The sequence below is a fragment of the Chitinophaga deserti genome (genome assembly GCF_003149455.1).
In the GTDB taxonomy this organism is placed as follows: domain Bacteria; phylum Bacteroidota; class Bacteroidia; order Chitinophagales; family Chitinophagaceae; genus Chitinophaga; species Chitinophaga deserti.
On record NZ_QFFK01000008.1, the window covers coordinates 195,555 to 211,761 of the forward strand.

The 16,207-nt window shown below is 49.7% G+C and carries 6 protein-coding genes; 4 read left to right on the plus strand and 2 right to left on the minus strand.

What is annotated here, in order from left to right:
• Positions 1-165: 165 nt before the first annotated feature.
• Complete coding sequence (locus DEV76_RS18965) at positions 166-3,420, minus strand: TonB-dependent receptor (protein ID WP_109699501.1); 3,255 nt, start codon at positions 3,418-3,420, stop codon at positions 166-168.
• A 308-nt stretch (positions 3,421-3,728) separates the two neighbouring features.
• Here DEV76_RS18965 and DEV76_RS18970 point away from each other — a divergent pair, with 308 nt between their 5' ends.
• Positions 3,729-4,931, plus strand: a complete 1,203-nt coding sequence (locus DEV76_RS18970; RefSeq protein WP_109699502.1) for a bifunctional 3,4-dihydroxy-2-butanone-4-phosphate synthase/GTP cyclohydrolase II — start codon at positions 3,729-3,731, stop codon at positions 4,929-4,931.
• Between the two features lie 128 nt (positions 4,932-5,059).
• Here the strand turns inward: DEV76_RS18970 and DEV76_RS18975 are convergent, their stop codons facing one another.
• Positions 5,060-9,877 carry a translocation/assembly module TamB domain-containing protein gene (locus DEV76_RS18975; protein WP_109699503.1) on the minus strand — a complete coding sequence of 1,606 codons (4,818 nt, stop codon included), beginning with the start codon at positions 9,875-9,877 and terminating at the stop codon, positions 5,060-5,062.
• Between the two features lie 120 nt (positions 9,878-9,997).
• On the opposite strand from DEV76_RS18975, the gene DEV76_RS18980 reads away from it, so the two are divergent.
• The 3 genes from DEV76_RS18980 to DEV76_RS18990 all read left to right on the plus strand — a co-directional run bounded on the left by DEV76_RS18980 (position 9,998) and on the right by DEV76_RS18990 (position 16,207).
• Positions 9,998-11,023 carry an isoaspartyl peptidase/L-asparaginase family protein gene (locus tag DEV76_RS18980; protein WP_109699504.1) on the plus strand — a complete coding sequence of 342 codons (1,026 nt, stop codon included), beginning with the start codon at positions 9,998-10,000 and terminating at the stop codon, positions 11,021-11,023.
• 329 nt (positions 11,024-11,352) lie between these two features.
• The gene (locus DEV76_RS18985) at positions 11,353-14,598 is read left to right on the plus strand and encodes a SusC/RagA family TonB-linked outer membrane protein (protein ID WP_109699505.1); all 3,246 of its coding nucleotides are present in this window, start codon (positions 11,353-11,355) and stop codon (positions 14,596-14,598) included.
• Between the two features lie 19 nt (positions 14,599-14,617).
• Entirely contained in the window at positions 14,618-16,207 is a 1,590-nt protein-coding gene (locus tag DEV76_RS18990; protein ID WP_109699506.1) for a RagB/SusD family nutrient uptake outer membrane protein, read from the plus strand.

Here is a 16,207-nt window from a genome sequence, read left to right on the forward strand (position 1 = left end):
ATGCCTTTCTGATTAAACGTACGTGCAGTATAATCCAGGGGATGTAATTTTTGTGTTAACGGCAGGAAATTGCGCTTTACGGATAACATGAAGGGCTGGATAGCAACATTAAAAAAGCCGCCTCGGGAAGGTCCCGGGCGGCTTTTTATATTCGACAGGTGAGGATTAATTGTTGAAGATGTACCGCACACCCAGCTGCATCTGCCAGCGGGATGCGATTCCGGTATTGGTACGGAACGGACCGGCTAATTTGTCGAAAGAGAAGCGCGGCTGGCCACCAGGACCATTGAAATCCCTGAAGGCGAGGAAGCTGCTTGTATTCGCAATCTGGGTTACACCCCATTTGCTGTTCAGCAGGTTTCCCACATTGATAATATCCCAGGTGATTTGCAGCTTGCTTTTAGACTTAGGTGCAATCTTGCTGAAGTCGATATCCTGTACAAGGCGGAAGTCGAAGCGGTTAGCCCAGGGGAATTCTAAACCGTTCCTTTCGGCATATTGCCCGCGGCGCTTATCGAGATAAGGATTGTTTTTGATGTAAGCATTCAGATCGTTCCAGATTTGCGCAGGAGTGCGGGTGTCAGGAGGAGCATTGAAAGCCTGACGGCTGGGGATAAGAATGATCTCGTCCGAATTACGGGGGATGTATATCAGGTCATTACTTGTTCCGTTATCATTGTTGACACTGCCGCCATACACATAACTGATGCGGGAGTTATCGAACCCGTCGTTATAAGCCTGTCCTTCATAAATGAGGCTCAGCGTAGTTCCGAGGATTTTCGCATACTTGATATTGTAAGAAAGCGTACCGATCACGCGGTTGCGTACGAGGAAGTTAGTCCTTGCCAGAACCGGGATATTCGGATCCCCTACCACCTGGTTACCATTAAAGGCGCTGGCAGCCTGTGAACCCGGGCTGGAAGTCACGTCTTTCGCATCCGTATAAGTATATGCCACCATACCGCTCAGGCCGAAATCAAAAGATTTCTGCAACTGGGCAGTTAAGGCGTAAGAATACCCTTTGGAGGTATTATCCAGTACTACCGCATTGGTAAGACTTGGGTTGATGCGATTTGCACTGCCTCCGGGGAAAAACGGCCGGTTATCGGCGCCTGGCAGTTTAGCAACAGGGGCTTTCAGGTTTGCATCGCGATGGAATACGGCGTTGAGGTCTTTGGTGTAAATACCTTCCAGCGTCAGGATGAAATCTTCCGGCAAACGGATGTCTGCAGCCAGGTTGGAACGCCACACCTGAGGGTATTTAAAGTTCTCATCAATCACGTTGATAGCATAAGTGGGTGCCGCGGCGGGATTGGATGGGATATAGGCGTTGGGGTTGTCGGTAAACGGACGGTTGGTAGGGTTATTCGTGAACTCGGAGCCGAAGAGCAACCCGTTCTGGCCAGCCTGGTTTACTGCCCATACATAAGGGATACGGCCGGTGAAGATGCCCGTACCGCCACGGATCTGGTAATGGTTATTGTCTGCCACATCCCAGTTAAAGCCTAACCGGGGCGACCACAGGATCTGTGTTTTCGGCAGTTTGGACACATCCAGCTTTTCGCCGTCGCGGAAAGTCATGGCATTGACTTTCGGATTGGTAGCCAGGTCGTTAGGGTACCAGGGTACATCGATGCGTACACCGTAAGTGAGCCTGAAGTTATTCGCGATCTGGAATTCATCCTGCACATAAGCGGCAATGGCGGCTGTGTTCAGTTTCGCAATAGGGGCGGGGTCTCCCGGAATGGCAGAATAAACGCGCTGGTAGAAAGTGGGGTTCACAGTTGGATCATCTACTGCGTTGAAGAAATCCTGTACACTTCCATAGCGGTATTGGCCATATACAAACTGGGCAAAGCCATTGGAGAACTGGTAATATTCACCGCTTACACCGAACAGGAGGGTGTGTTTCCCGGCGTACCAGTTGAAATTATTGGTGATCTGCCAGAGGTCCTGCCCGGAATTGTTGAGGCCTGAGAATGGCTCGGAACCAAAGGAGATATAGTTACGCCCGCCGCTTTCCAGATCCACCACCGGGAATGCCTTGCCCGGCACTTCGCGATGGTCGCGGAAGCGGGAATAGGTTGCGGTGAGGTTATTGGCGAAACGGTTGCTGATATTATTGTTCCATTCCAGTACAAAAGAGTTCAGCTTATTGAACTGGCGGTATTTCATGTTCTCGAAATAAAGCGAGGTGCTGCTCTGCCCGCGGCCGTTGTTTGAGTTGGATGCGCTGGGGCCGATATCGCGGTAGGCGTTGAGCCAGCTATAGCGGAACGTGAGTTTGTTCTTCTCGTTAATGTTCCAGTCGAAGCGCGCTGTGATCTTATCGTTGTGCGTGGGGAGGGAGAAGTCTTCATATCTGCCCGGATCGTATCCGTATTTGCTGATAAGCAGGTTCCGGACAGAATCCAGTGCGGATGCGTTCACGAAAGCAACACCTGCGGGTACATCATTTACAGATTTGGCGCTGGTATCGCGATTGGCGCGGAAGTTACTGGCAGGGGCGGTCTGGCGTTCCAGCTCACCGCTGATAAAGAAGAAGAGTTTGTTTTTGATGATAGGCCCGCCTACCCGGAAACCATACTGGTTTTGTTTGAAATCGTCTTTGAGAACAGTTGCACCATCTACTTTATTGCCGGTGAGGCCTTTAGAGCGGATGAAGGTGTAAACTGAACCGGAGAATTCATTCGTACCGCCACGGGTAACAGCGTTAATGCCGGCACCGGTGAAACCGCTGAGCTTTACATCGTAAGGTGCCAGGTTCACCTGCAGCTGTTCGATAGCATCCAGGCTGATGGGCTGGGCATTGGTTTGTCCGCCGGGAAGTTCGGTAATACCGAACGCGTTGTTAAATGTGGAACCGTCGATGGTAAAGCTGTTGTATAAACCGTTACGGCCGGCGAAGTTGAGCTTTTTGCCCGACTGCGGCGTCAGTTTCGTAAAGTCTGCAACTCCACGGCTGATGGTGGGCAGGTTAGACAGCTGTTCGCGGTTAATGAAAGTGGCTGCGCCTGTGCGGGACGAATTGAAGGTTTTGTCCTGCCGGCCGGAAACTACTACTTCCTGCAGTCCGGTTGCAGAGGTTTGGAGGGAGAAGTCGAGCCGGAGTGTCTGGCCGAGGGGAATGCTTACATTCTCCATTTTCTCTTCCTTGTAGCTGACATAGGTGACTGTGATGGTGTATGGGCCGCCAACACGCATGTTGGGAACGTTATACCGCCCGTTTTCCATGGTAGTGGTGCCATAAATGGTGCCGGTGGGTACATGGACGGCTTTGATAGTGGCGCCTATAAGCATTTCATTGGAAGTCGCATCTTTAATGGAGCCCGTGATGCCGCCGGTGGTGACCTGTGCGAATGAAGAGGCCGCTCCCAATACAAGCATAATACAAGTAATGAGTAACTTATTAAATCCCATAACAACCGATTTGATGATGGTGCAAAGATGATGAAATATGCCGGGTAAACTTTAACTTGAAATTAACAAATTGTTACATGTTGAATATTCAATAAGTAACTAGCCGTTAGATTTTGATTTCCTATGTAAATAACTACGAAAGCCTGCGATTTGTTTAATTGTCGTCCTGTGATATTTTCACTTTTTCGAATTTGAAGATATTTAATATGTAATAGTGGCACACGGGTATCTCACCGGTCTTACGCCAGCGCTAAACCTCGATTTTATATCCTAACTTTGCACATTCATTTCACAATAGAAGAATCATTATGCTGGATACTATCGAATCCGCCATTGAGGATATAAAGCAGGGGAAACTGGTCATTGTAGTAGATGACGAAGACCGTGAGAACGAAGGGGATTTTATCACTGCCGCACGTAACGTGACGCCTGAGATTATCAATTTCATGAGCATGTATGGCCGCGGCCTTATTTGCGCTCCGCTTGTAGAAGAACGCTGTGAGGAATTAGGACTGGAGCTAATGGTACGCGATAATACCGCACTGCACCAGACACCTTTTACCGTATCAGTCGATCTCCTGGGGCATGGATGCACCACAGGTATCTCTGCGTCTGACAGGGCAAAAACCGTTCAGGCGCTCATTAATCCCAATACCCGTCCGGAAGAACTTGGCAAACCGGGGCACATTTTCCCGCTGCGTGCCAAGAAAGGCGGGGTACTCCGCCGTACCGGCCATACCGAAGCTACTATTGATCTGGCCCGCCTCGCCGGTTTTGAGCCTGCAGGTGTACTAGTGGAAATTATGAACGAAGATGGGACTATGGCACGCCTCCCCGAGCTTCGGGAAATTGCTAAAAAGTTCGATCTCAAGCTCATTTCCATAAAAGATCTGATTGAATACCGCCTCCGTACAGAATCCCTCATAGAAGAGGAAGTTCGTGTACAGATGCCTACCAAATACGGGAATTTCGAATTGGTAGCCTTCAAACAGCTTAACTCCGGCGATATGCACATGGCCCTTAAAAAGGGCGACTGGAACCAGGGAGATCCTGTTTTGGTGCGTGTACACTCCAGCTGCTTCACCGGCGATATCCTTCATTCCCTCCGTTGCGATTGCGGTGAGCAACTGCAGGCTGCCATGCAAATGGTGGAGAAAGAAGGTAAGGGCCTCATTCTGTACATGAACCAGGAAGGCCGTGGCATTGGCCTCATGAACAAACTGAAAGCCTACAAGCTCCAGGAAGAAGGGAAAGATACCGTGGAAGCCAATCTCGAGCTGGGCTTCGGCATGGATGAGCGCGACTATGGTGTTGGTGCCCAGATCCTCCGTCATCTCAATGTTACCAAGATGCGCCTTATTACTAACAACCCCCGCAAACGGGCAGGACTCAACGGCTATGGCCTCGAAATCGTGGAAAACGTTCCCATCGAGATTCATCCTAACCCCCACAATGAGTTCTATCTCAAAACAAAACGCGATAAACTCGGACACGAGATCCTCAAAGGATAGTTCCGGTCGTAATCATATTAATTTGCAAGCACGCCCTGCACGTATTAAGTGCAGGGCGTGTTGCGTTATACGGGGTTGGAATAAGTTTTTTAATTGCGCTGACAGGGAGCATCCTTAGATGCAAATACTCACTTTCTGGGTTGGATTATGGTATCTTTTTCGCCTTCATGACCTTCATGGCGTATACTGTCTTCCTGCAAACGCCGTTGCATTGCAGCACGGTTCAGGCTGTCCTGGATCCTGCGCAGCTGCCGGTCCTGGAAGAGTTCTGAGAAACGGTTGAAATCCCGCACATAACCCATACCGATACCGCTGCGCATCCGGTTATCCAGCAATAGTACATCATAATCCATCTTGCTGAATGCATTCAGGCGCACGCGCCCGTCAGGGGTAAGCAGGTACTCAATCCGGAAGTCGCCGGCGAAGTTTTGTGTGGAAGAACTGGCAGAAACCCTGCCCCAGTCATAGTTACCGCCTACGTATAAACGAATACGGTTGTTGAGGAACGATTTCGTAATACCCGTACTCACGAGGTTGCGGTCGAAAGAGCTGCTTTCGCTGTTGTTGAAGTTATATGCCGTGTAGTTCACGTTAAAACCGATCCCTGCATTCTTCAGGAAGGTGTTGGAGAAGTTGTTAAGGATGGCGGAGGCCTGGGCACTTAATGCCTGGCCCACACTATTCTTGCCGGTAATTGCCACATTAGCGCTGCCATCCGGTGGCTGAAACTGACCCGTTGCCAGCAGGTAGGATATCTGGTAAAGCGCCTGGTTCTGGTTGGAGTTGATCTCCTTCAACCGCGAGCCGATACCGCTTTCATATGCCAGCGATCCAACGTCTGGCAACGTGATCTCGTAGGTAATATTTGGCTGTGTAAGTGATTGCCGCAGGTACAGGAGGATATCCACCCGCTCCGCGCGGTTCAGCTTATCGCCGGATGCGGATACGTTGGCACCCGATCCCAGTTGTGCGGCCGTACTCAGATTGTAAAGGCTCACCTTGGGGAGTGTATATTTGGCGGTTATATTTACAATCGCCTCACCAGGGTCTCCGTTCCAGGTAATCGTACTGTTTTTGTCTATATCGAACTTCCAGCTGGCCAGCCGCTGGAAACTGAAATTATACGTTCCGCTGTTGATTGTGTAATTCCCGTACATCGTGAAATCCCCTTCCAGGTTCACATTGATGGCCAGGTTACCCGTCCCGTTCGCAGAGATAACGTCGTTTGTGGAAGCGTTCAGGATTACATCGATCTGCGCATCCGGATTGGCGGCAATGTCCATCTTCACATTCAGCTTAATATCGCTTTTCTTCTTCGGTTCTTCTACCACCTTTCCGTACTGGCGGAACTTAATGTATTCATGCTTCCCGATATCTTTACTATCGCTGAGCGGGAGGTAAAAATGCGTCCCCTTCAGCGGGCGTGCAAGCACGCGCAACTCCAGGTTATCGAGCGGACCGGTAAAATATACCCTGCCCTGTGAGAGTACGGTTCCGTAGTATAATTCGTTGTCGGCCGGACCAGTATCCAGGAACAGGAATTTCCCCGACTGCACATCGAACTCGAAGTTCATATCATAAAAGTTCTGGTGCTGGATAAACCCGTTTACCACTGCCGTATTGTTAAACTTATCGATCAGTGTAAAGGGCTTCATCTCAATCAGGTTATCATCCATGTGATGAACATGCAGCAGGGGGATCTTATAGTAAGTGCCGAGGTAGTTCACTTTCATGCCGATGTTTTGCACCTTCACGGACCCTCTGAACGAAGGTTTGTCAGTAGTGCCGGTTACCTCCAGGTGCCCCGTGGCAGTACCCGTCAGGTCACTCACATAATCGCCCAGGTATTTGTTCAGCAGGCTGATGGAAGTATTGTTCAGGTCGGTGGAGGCACTAACAACGCGGTTGCTGTCGCTAAGGCCTATGGTCCCCTTCGCAATAAAACTCGCTAATGAATTGTCTGCCTTCACATCGAATGTAAGCTGGCCCTGGGTATTGTTGTAGTTGCCAATCCAGTTCACCAATCCTATGGAATCATTATCGATCCGCAGCTGGCTCGTCCGGATATTAGCATCAACGGTCAGCTTTCCAAAAGGATCGTGCACATCAATTTCCCCGTTGGCCAATCCTTCCACCAGGGTTTGGGTAATACCTGAAGGGAGGATGTCGGCTAGGTTGAGGTCTTTTAAATTAATCATGAACCGCGATTCGTCCGGGTTGTATTCGTTGGTGCTGATGGTGATCCGCTGGTCGTTTCGGGTAATATTCAGGTTATGTACGGTAAGGAAGTGCGTGCTCCAGTAAACTTCATTGCCCGGAGTCATGTTCCAGGGTTTACCATTAACGGTGAAGGTACTGTTGAGGAAATTGACTTTCACGCCGTCTCCCACTGTAACCAACCGTGCATAAAAACCGTTGAGGGAAGTCGTGTCTTCCGCCTGCAGGTCGAGCTTAATGAGGGAGGTGTCTTTACCGGAACTGGCGAGGATCAGCGGATTACGGAAAATGGTACTATCGTTAAACAATACCTCGCCCAAACTGGTGCTCACGTTTATGCGGCCAAAGTCGCCGGTAGATTTGAGAACAAGGTTCCTTACCCCAAAATCCGTATACGCTGCGTAGGGTACTGTGGCATTGAGTGATACACTTCCGCTTAGTGAATTGAGTGCGCCTTCTATCCGGGTGCCGTCGAACCCGCGTATATCGTCGGAGAATGCGCTGATAAGCTTGTCTACTTCCCCGAATTCGAATGCGAACCTGAAATCCTGCCCGGTATTGATCATCGGCGGCGATTTGAAATAGCTCGGGTAGTATTTATTGAGGAACAGTTTAAATGCATTGGGCAGCTCCATAAAGCTATAACTCCCCTGTACAAACCCGTTCACTTCGTTCCCCAGTATCCGCAGGGTTTTCTGTCCGTTCTCGGTACCGGTATATACTGAAAGACTATCAAATTCCACGCGGCTTTTATTCTTGAAAAGGGAGAGGTCGTACAATCGGGCGGTACCATCGAAGTTGTCGATGTTACTTCCGGAGAAGTTGAGATCTGCTTTAGCCTGTAGCGTGATGGAATCCTCTGTGAGGTGGAGGGCTTTCAGATCGCTGTTGCGTATTTCGGAGTAGAAATTGAAAATGGGTAGCCGGCTGTTGAAGTCAATGGTACCGGTAAAATCCATGTCCAGATTAGGGTCATTGACGGTGAGGGAGCCATTAAAGAACTTACGGTTCATTTCCCCTTCGGTCTTAAGATTCCGGTACTCATACCCATACAGTCCGATTTGCTGGATATCTGCATCTACTGCAGCCTTCAGGTTCCGGAAGTTAAAACCTTCACCTTTTACTTTGGCCTTCATGGTCACCCGGTCCACGATATTATTGTCCAGCAGGTTGCCCAGCTGAAAGTCGTAAGTTGTGATACTACCGGAATACACGGGTACATCCTTACTGGTCTTGAAGTTGATGTCGGAGTCGAGATTGCCGAGGTTGGTCTGGAATTTCCCGTATGCAACGAAGTCATTCACGAACCCGGTGAAGCTGCCCTGGAAGGCAAGGTGCGTGATAAGGTCGGTGCGTACTGCAGTGATATCTTTCAGCAGCGGGAAAAACTGGCGTACATCGGTACCGCTGGTGATCAGCTCCTTCGCATTGAAATCTATAAACGTTTCGTTGATGTAAGGGAGGCCCCTCATACTGAAGTTCCCCCGTAATCTGGTATTCCGTCCACCTTTCAGATCCATACTGTCGGCAGAAAGATTACTAACCGGCCCTTCTACCGATCCGTTCACCAGGATTTCTGTATCCCAGGCAGAAAGGGGAGGAGCGAAGAATGCAATGTCGTCAGACGAGAGGCGGGTTCCCCGGAAGTTGGCTTTCATGGTTACGAGGTCTACATAGTCGCCCAGGTCGGCCATGTCCTCGTACTGCATCGTATAGTAATCTTTAATGTGGCTGTTGTTGGTTACCAGGTCGAGGTTGGTGAATTCCATTTCCACCGGCGACATCTTAAACCTGCTTTTCAGTGATTTCACTTCAAAGCCGCTACGTTCGCGGGTGCGAAGGGTAAGGTCGGCGATGATACTGTCTTTCACGAGCCGGCTGTTGGTGATAGCCAGGTTGATCCCGCTGAAACGGATGCGGGAGGGATCGAACTCTCCGGGAGTTGAAGGAATGGTGTCGCTGAGGTTATTGATCCCAAGGTCACCGTCTTTGATCTGCAGGGATCTGACAACCAGCTTCCAGTTATCTGCATTCCAACGGAGAGGAACGGGTGAAAGCGTGTCCAGCACTACCTTAGGGGCGGCCGGTGAAGGGGGACGTTTTTTACGGAGCGGGCTGGATGGATAGCTGGATACGATAAACATGGGCTTATCCAGCAGCAGCTCATTGATCCTGATATCGCGGGTAAGGAGATCGAGTTGTTCGGCGTCGAGGTATATCCTGTCGGCCGCCACATTCATATCTTCGCCTACCCATTTGTCGGTAATATTGAATCTGACACGGCGGAAGTCCACTTTTTTCAGGTCGAGCGATATGCCGGTTCGTTGTTTTTGGGCAGGCTGAACGGGGGCGCCGCCAAATTCGTCGATGATAAACTGGTAATTCCAGGCAGAGTCGTTGCGGGGCCGGATAAGGTTCACCTGGGCATCTTCCAGTCCTATGAATTTGAGAACCGGCTTTTCCTGTATAAAGAACCAGTCAGTGATGCGGATGTGGAGTGCTTCGGCGTAAAGGAGTGTATCTTTATTGCGGTCTTCCACTAGGGTACCTTCGAGGCGCATGCTGTTGAAGAGGCGGAAGTTGACATGGCGGATCTCTACCCTGGTATTGAGCTGTTTAGAAAGCCGGGCCGTTACTTCCTTTACCAAAAAGTTTTGCACGGCCGGAATATTGACGAGGATACTCACTAGGAGTAACAGGCCCAGCAGGCTCAGCAGGGCAATGGTCAATATTTTACGGACTTTTTTCAGGGAACGCTTATTTAATTATTTATATCCGGCAAAAATAGTCATTACCAAAATGTTTGCCAATTGAATCTGGTACTTATAATTTTGAATAAAGCTCAACATATGCGCATCATAGTCATTATTTGCCTCCTCTTCATGAGCGGGTGGGCCTCCGGGCAGGACCGTTACGTACTCGTCATCCATGGCGGAGCAGGTACCATTCTGCGGTCGCAGCTAACTCCTGAAAAAGAAAAGGAATATAAAGAAGCCCTGAAATCCGCACTGATGGCGGGCTATGATATAATAAAGAAAGGCGGTACCAGCCTCGATGCCGTGGAGGCGGCCGTGCGGTCGATGGAGGACTGCCCGCTCTTCAATGCGGGAAAAGGGGCGGTATTCACTGCGGAGGGGAAAAACGAGCTGGATGCTGCAATTATGAATGGCCGTACGCTGGAAGCCGGAGCGGTAGCGGGCGTAACCGTTGTCCGCAATCCGGTATCCGCTGCCCGCGCAGTAATGGAGAAGAGTAAGCACGTGATGATGACAGGTAAAGGGGCTGAAACGTTTGCCCGCGAGGCCGGTATGGAGATCGTAGACCCGTCTTATTTCTATACGGACGACCGCTGGAAGGGCCTGCAGCGCGCCCGCAAACTGGATTCCACGCGGCAGCAGCTGGATCATGCGGATACCGCAACCGCCTCAGCGAAGCTGGGTGCGGAACACCTCGATTATAAATTCGGGACTGTGGGTGCCGTAGCGCTCGACCGGCAGGGGAACCTGGCTGCGGCCACTTCTACCGGAGGGATGACCAACAAAAAATACGGACGGGTAGGGGATGCGCCGGTTATTGGCGCCGGAACATATGCAGATAATGCTACCTGCGCTGTTTCGTGTACGGGTTGGGGTGAGTATTTCATCCGGCTGACGGTGGCCAAAACCGTATGTGACCTTATGGAATATAAAGGGATGAGCATAAAAGATGCGGCTAACGAATTGATAATGAATAAAGTGCCTGCGCTGGGGGGCGATGGTGGACTCATCGCGATCGACCGTAAAGGAAATATTGCCATGCCTTTTAACACTGCAGGGATGTACCGCGCTGCGATTAAGGAAAATGGGGAATGGGAAGTGATGATCTTTAAACCATGAATGTCATGATTGTGTCATGCATATTCTTTTGTTGTAATGATAAATTACCGTGAGGTGGTATAATATTCAGCTACGAAAATGTCGTACTTACATTTGGTGATTTATCACCTGCATAACGCCTTGATAAGTACAATCTTATCTAAACTAAATTTTACGTTTTTTTTAACATATCGGCATAGGTTGTTGAAATGTAATGAGATTATCATGAATAGGTGACAGGATTTTTAACAAATATTTAATCCGATTACCTTTCGATTGAACAGATTGCAACGGATAGAGGATTTCATTGCACTGCATTCATCATTACACATTTTATCAATCAAAGTTGTATGACCAAGAAGCTACTCTTTTTGTTGGTCCTGCTAGGGGCAAGCTTTGCCGTTGCCCTGGCTCAGGACCGAAAGGTGTCCGGTACAGTGAAGGACGCCAAGGGGGAGGCACTGCCGGGTGTCTCCATCAGGGAAGTCGGGACTTCTAATGGAACCGCCTCCCTCGCAGACGGTAAATTTTCCCTTACGCTGAAAACAGCCACCCCATCCCTGGAATTTTCTTTTATGGGGTACACCCGCACCACCATCAAAGTGGATGGCCGCACTGAGTATTCCATTGTTTTGCAGTCAGATGCCCAGCAACTGAAAGACGTTGTGATCACAGGTTATGAGCAAAAGAAACGTAAAACGCTCACTACTTCCGTTACCCGCCTGGAAGGTGATGAAATTCAAAACATTCCCGCCGCTTCTGTTGTAAATCTGTTACAGGGCCGTGTGGCGGGCCTTGCTGTTATCAACAGCTCCGGTGCACCCGGTATCGGTGCTCCCGTTTTTATCCGTGGTAACGCCAGCGTAGCTTCCAGCTTTAACGACGACCGGATTTATTCCGATCCGCTGTATGTGGTAGACGGGATTCAGGTGCCGGCAGACCGTGCAGGCTCGAAAAGTTTTTCCGCTAATGATTTTGCTACGGGAAACAGCCCCATATCCTGGCTTAATCCTAACGACATCGAGTCGATCGACGTATTGAAAGATGCCGCTGCCGCTGCAGTTTATGGTTCCCGCGGTGCTAATGGTGTAATCATCATCAAAACAAAAACCGCTAAATCCGGCAAACCCAAAATTGATGTCCGCGCTTATAACGGTATAAACTTCGCACCGTCCCTTTTCCCTGTACTGGGTGGTAAAGCGGAACGTGAAGCGAAAGTTGATATCTGGCAGCGTTTCGCCCCGTACAACAATATTATGTCGGGTATGCCCATTCAGATGACGGACAGTCTCAATCCTTTCTTCAACAACTCTACCGACTGGCAGAGCATGTATTTCCGCACCGGCCATATCCAGAACTACGACGCAAGCGTATCTTCAGGTAATGAAATGGGTAACTTCCGGTTGGGCGGTGGTTATTTCGATGAGCAGGGTATCGTCCTCAACACCGGCTTCAAACGCTATACTGTAAACTTTACCGGACGTTTGCTGCCGAACAAGAAAACTACGATCCAGTTGCAATCCTATCTGGGACGTACAGACCGTTCCCGTGGTAACAGCCGGAACGGTCAGGGTATAAGCTCCCGCGGGATCTGGAGCGTTCCTTCTTCCGTGTACATGGTGCCTGATAAAAGCCCTTACGGTGGCGGAATGCTGGATGCATATACCCGCAATCGTGATAAGAACTTCACTAATACAGCCAATACCAGCCTCCAGGTGATGTATCAGTTCACACCCGAACTGATCTTTACATCTACCGGTTCGATCAGTTATGCTTCAGACAAACGCGATTACTTCTTCGCCGGTGTAGCTAACAATGGTATTTCCGAGGCAGGTCAATACAGTGGTGTCAGCAATGCCTATACCATCACAAACCAACTGGCTTACAACCGAACGTCGCAGAATAACGACCACAACTACGGCGCTTTCATCGTACAGGAATTCAACAAGAATACCATGGAGATCACGCGCATCCAGGCTGTGGGAGGCCCTTCCGATTATATTCAGGTAGTACAGGGCTATTCTCCGAAAAACACGATCACTAATACCGGTTACGGTGCCAATGCCACTTCTTCCGTTTTGGGTAAAGTGAACTACGGCTTCCGCGAAAAATACCTGTTAGACGCATCGCTTCGTGCAGATGGTTCCTCCAAACTTTCTCCTGACCGCCGCTGGGGTTACTTCCCCACCTTCTCGGCCGGCTGGCGTATCGCGGAAGAGCCTTTCGTGAAGAACAACCTTCCCTGGATCGATGAAGCCAAGGTGCGCTACAGCTGGGGTAAAACCGCCAATCAGTACGTGCAGAACTTCGCCAGCATCAGCAGCCTGTTACCTACAGCAGGTGGTTTCGGTGAGCCCGGTGAATCGTTCGTTACATCTTATGGAGGCACAGCCACGGCAGTGCAGAACTTCACGCAAATGCGCAACCCGAACCTCGACTGGGAGTATTCCGATCAGTCTAACCTCGGTGTTGAACTTTCCGTCCTGAAAAACCGTATCAGCCTTATCGCTGATTTCTATCAGCGTTATACAGAAGGCGGTACCTATACCGAAACACTGCCTACCAGCTCCGGTTATTCATACATTAATAAAAACGGGGTAGACATGTTGAATAAAGGCTTTGAGCTGACCCTCTCCGGCAAAGTCTTTTCCCCCGCTAAAGCAGGAGGTTTCAGCTGGACCACCCGTCTTGCTCTGGCAAGGAATACTACCAAAGTAGCTAAACTGCCAAATAACAACCAGCCCTGGTACCTCGATGCACTTACGATGGTGAAAGTAGGTTCCGCTCCATATGGCTTCATGTTCATGGTGAGCGACGGTGTTTGGCAATCCGATGCAGAAGTACCTGTGAATCCTTTTACCGGTCAAAAACTGTACTTCGACTACGGCTACCTGCCTTACCGTAAAGGATCTCCCCGGTTCATCGACCTCAATGGAGACTACAAGATCAATGACCTCAATGGTGACGGTGCACGTGAAGTGAACGACCGTACCTGGGTAGGTGATCCCAGCATCAAGCTGGAAGGCGGCTGGACGAACACCTTCTCCTGGAATAACTTCACAGTAGACATGCTTTTCAACTTCCGTTGGGGCGTGAAAGTGGTGAACTCAGCTTTGCAGCGCTATTGGAACTCCACAAAAGTGGTGGGTGGTTATAACCCGAACTATAAAACCTTCGATTACTTCAACGGGAATTCACTCGACTGGGGTGGTATCCCCCCGCTGGGAGAATATGACATCTTTGGATTTGCCCCGGGCAGCCGCGGAGCTGAAGATGCACGTTTTCCCACACTTGATTACTGGACAGGTTCCGTACAAACTTTCTGGAACGTATACGATTATAAAAGCGCATTCGTGGAAGATGCATCTTTCATGCGCCTGAAAAACCTCATGATCAGCTACAATGTGCCTTCCAAAACTGTGAAACGCATTGGACTGGACAGGCTGCTGGTTTACGGAAATACCGAAAACGTATTCATCCTGACCAAATACTCCGGCAGGGATCCTGAGGGTATCGAATTCCCATCAGGGTACGACCGCGGCAGAAACTACCCGCTGTCACGCAAAATTACCCTGGGTTTAAATGTGACTTTCTAATCCAAACAACAAGCATCGTATGAAAAGAAAAATATATTATGTGTTGATGGGGATGGTGGGATTAACAGCAATGTCCTGCAACAAGCAACTGGACATCGACACCATCGAAGCAGTACCCGATGCCAAGTTCTGGTCGTCCGAACGTGACCTGGACGGGGCCGTGGCAGGTGCTTATGGCGTACTTCGCGCAACTTTTGTGCAAAGTCCGATGAATACCAATGATCCCAATGGCTATCAGCCGCGTTTTTTTATGTATGGAGACAGGAGAGGCCTGAGCCTTTCCTCCTATACCACTAAGGATCCTATCCGTGAGAATACGGATGCGGCGCTTCGGAAGAACAGGCTGCGTACCGAATGGGGTGGAACCAACGGTTGGGATGGTATCCTCTTCAACTGGTTCCCCTTCTACCAGGTAATTGAACAATGTAACATAGTTCTGGAAAACGCTTCCCGCGTGCCGGATAATCAGTTCATTTCCTATACCCGCGATCACTATGTGGCTGAAGCCCGTTTCATGCGTGCTTTTACCTACTTCTATATGGTACGCGTTTGGGGTAATGTGCCGCTGGTTACTGCATCCCGCACTACGGATAAACTGAGCCGTACAGATTATAACAAAGTCCTGGATTTCGTGGAAACTGAGCTGAAAGCAGTTGAGAACATTCTCCCACTGCAATATTCCAGCTCCTGGAAGAACCCAATCCGCGCCACCCGTGGTATGGTACAGGCTACACTGGCACATACATTGGCCTGGCGTCATAAAGATGCGGAGGCGGTAACGTATGCCACCAAAGTTATCACCAGCGGCGTGTATTCCCTGATAGAAGATCGTAAGCCTACTTCCACTTCACCGGTGTATTATCAGTACCCCACTATTTTCAGAGGCAGAAGCGCTGAAGGTATCATGGAGATAGATTTCGATCCTTCTACCGGCGAAGTAGGCCGTAATACCTCTCTGGCTAACCTGATGTTATTCGGTCCTAACCTGGCTGACCGGAATGAGCCATTCTGGGGTATCAACTACCTGAAGATTAATGACAGCACCAACGCTGCTGGTTCCCGTGTATTCAGCCGCATCACAGATCCCCGTATCATATATCCTGATACCACAAATGACCAGCGTTTCGTTGTGCTCTTCCCTAAATCCGGAAGCGCCACTAAGCCGGGTGAATTCGTGTATACTAAATATGGTTGGGTAGTAGATCCGCTGCGTTACATCTATCACGCCAATATCGTTGTATTCCGCCTTGCAGATATCATGCTCCTTCGCGCAGAATGTAATGCACGACTCGGTAACAATACAGATGCCCGTAAAGATCTGAATGCCATCCGTAAAAGGGTTTGGCTGGGCGATTGGACCGGTGCTGATGCAGATCTTTCACTGGAGATCTTCAACGAACGCCGTCGTGAACTACTAGGTGAAGGACACTACTTTTACGACCTGGTACGCACCCGTAACATCATTTCACCGGATTATATCAAAGTGCCTACCCGCCCGGATATGACTACCGAAGAATTTAATGATGGTGCCTGGACATGGCCGGTTTCCAACCGTGCTTTTGAAGAAAATCCGAACATGGAACAAATGCGTTACTGGCAGCGTTACTAA

Coding starts and splice junctions, on each gene's coding strand:
- DEV76_RS18970 (WP_109699502.1), top strand. CDS start 3,729: ATGCTGGATACTATCGAATCCGCCATTGAGGATATAAAGCAGGGGAAA.
- DEV76_RS18990 (WP_109699506.1), top strand. CDS start 14,618: ATGAAAAGAAAAATATATTATGTGTTGATGGGGATGGTGGGATTAACA.
- DEV76_RS18985 (WP_109699505.1), top strand. CDS start 11,353: ATGACCAAGAAGCTACTCTTTTTGTTGGTCCTGCTAGGGGCAAGCTTT.
- DEV76_RS18965 (WP_109699501.1), bottom strand. CDS start 3,420: ATGGGATTTAATAAGTTACTCATTACTTGTATTATGCTTGTATTGGGA.
- DEV76_RS18980 (WP_109699504.1), top strand. CDS start 9,998: ATGCGCATCATAGTCATTATTTGCCTCCTCTTCATGAGCGGGTGGGCC.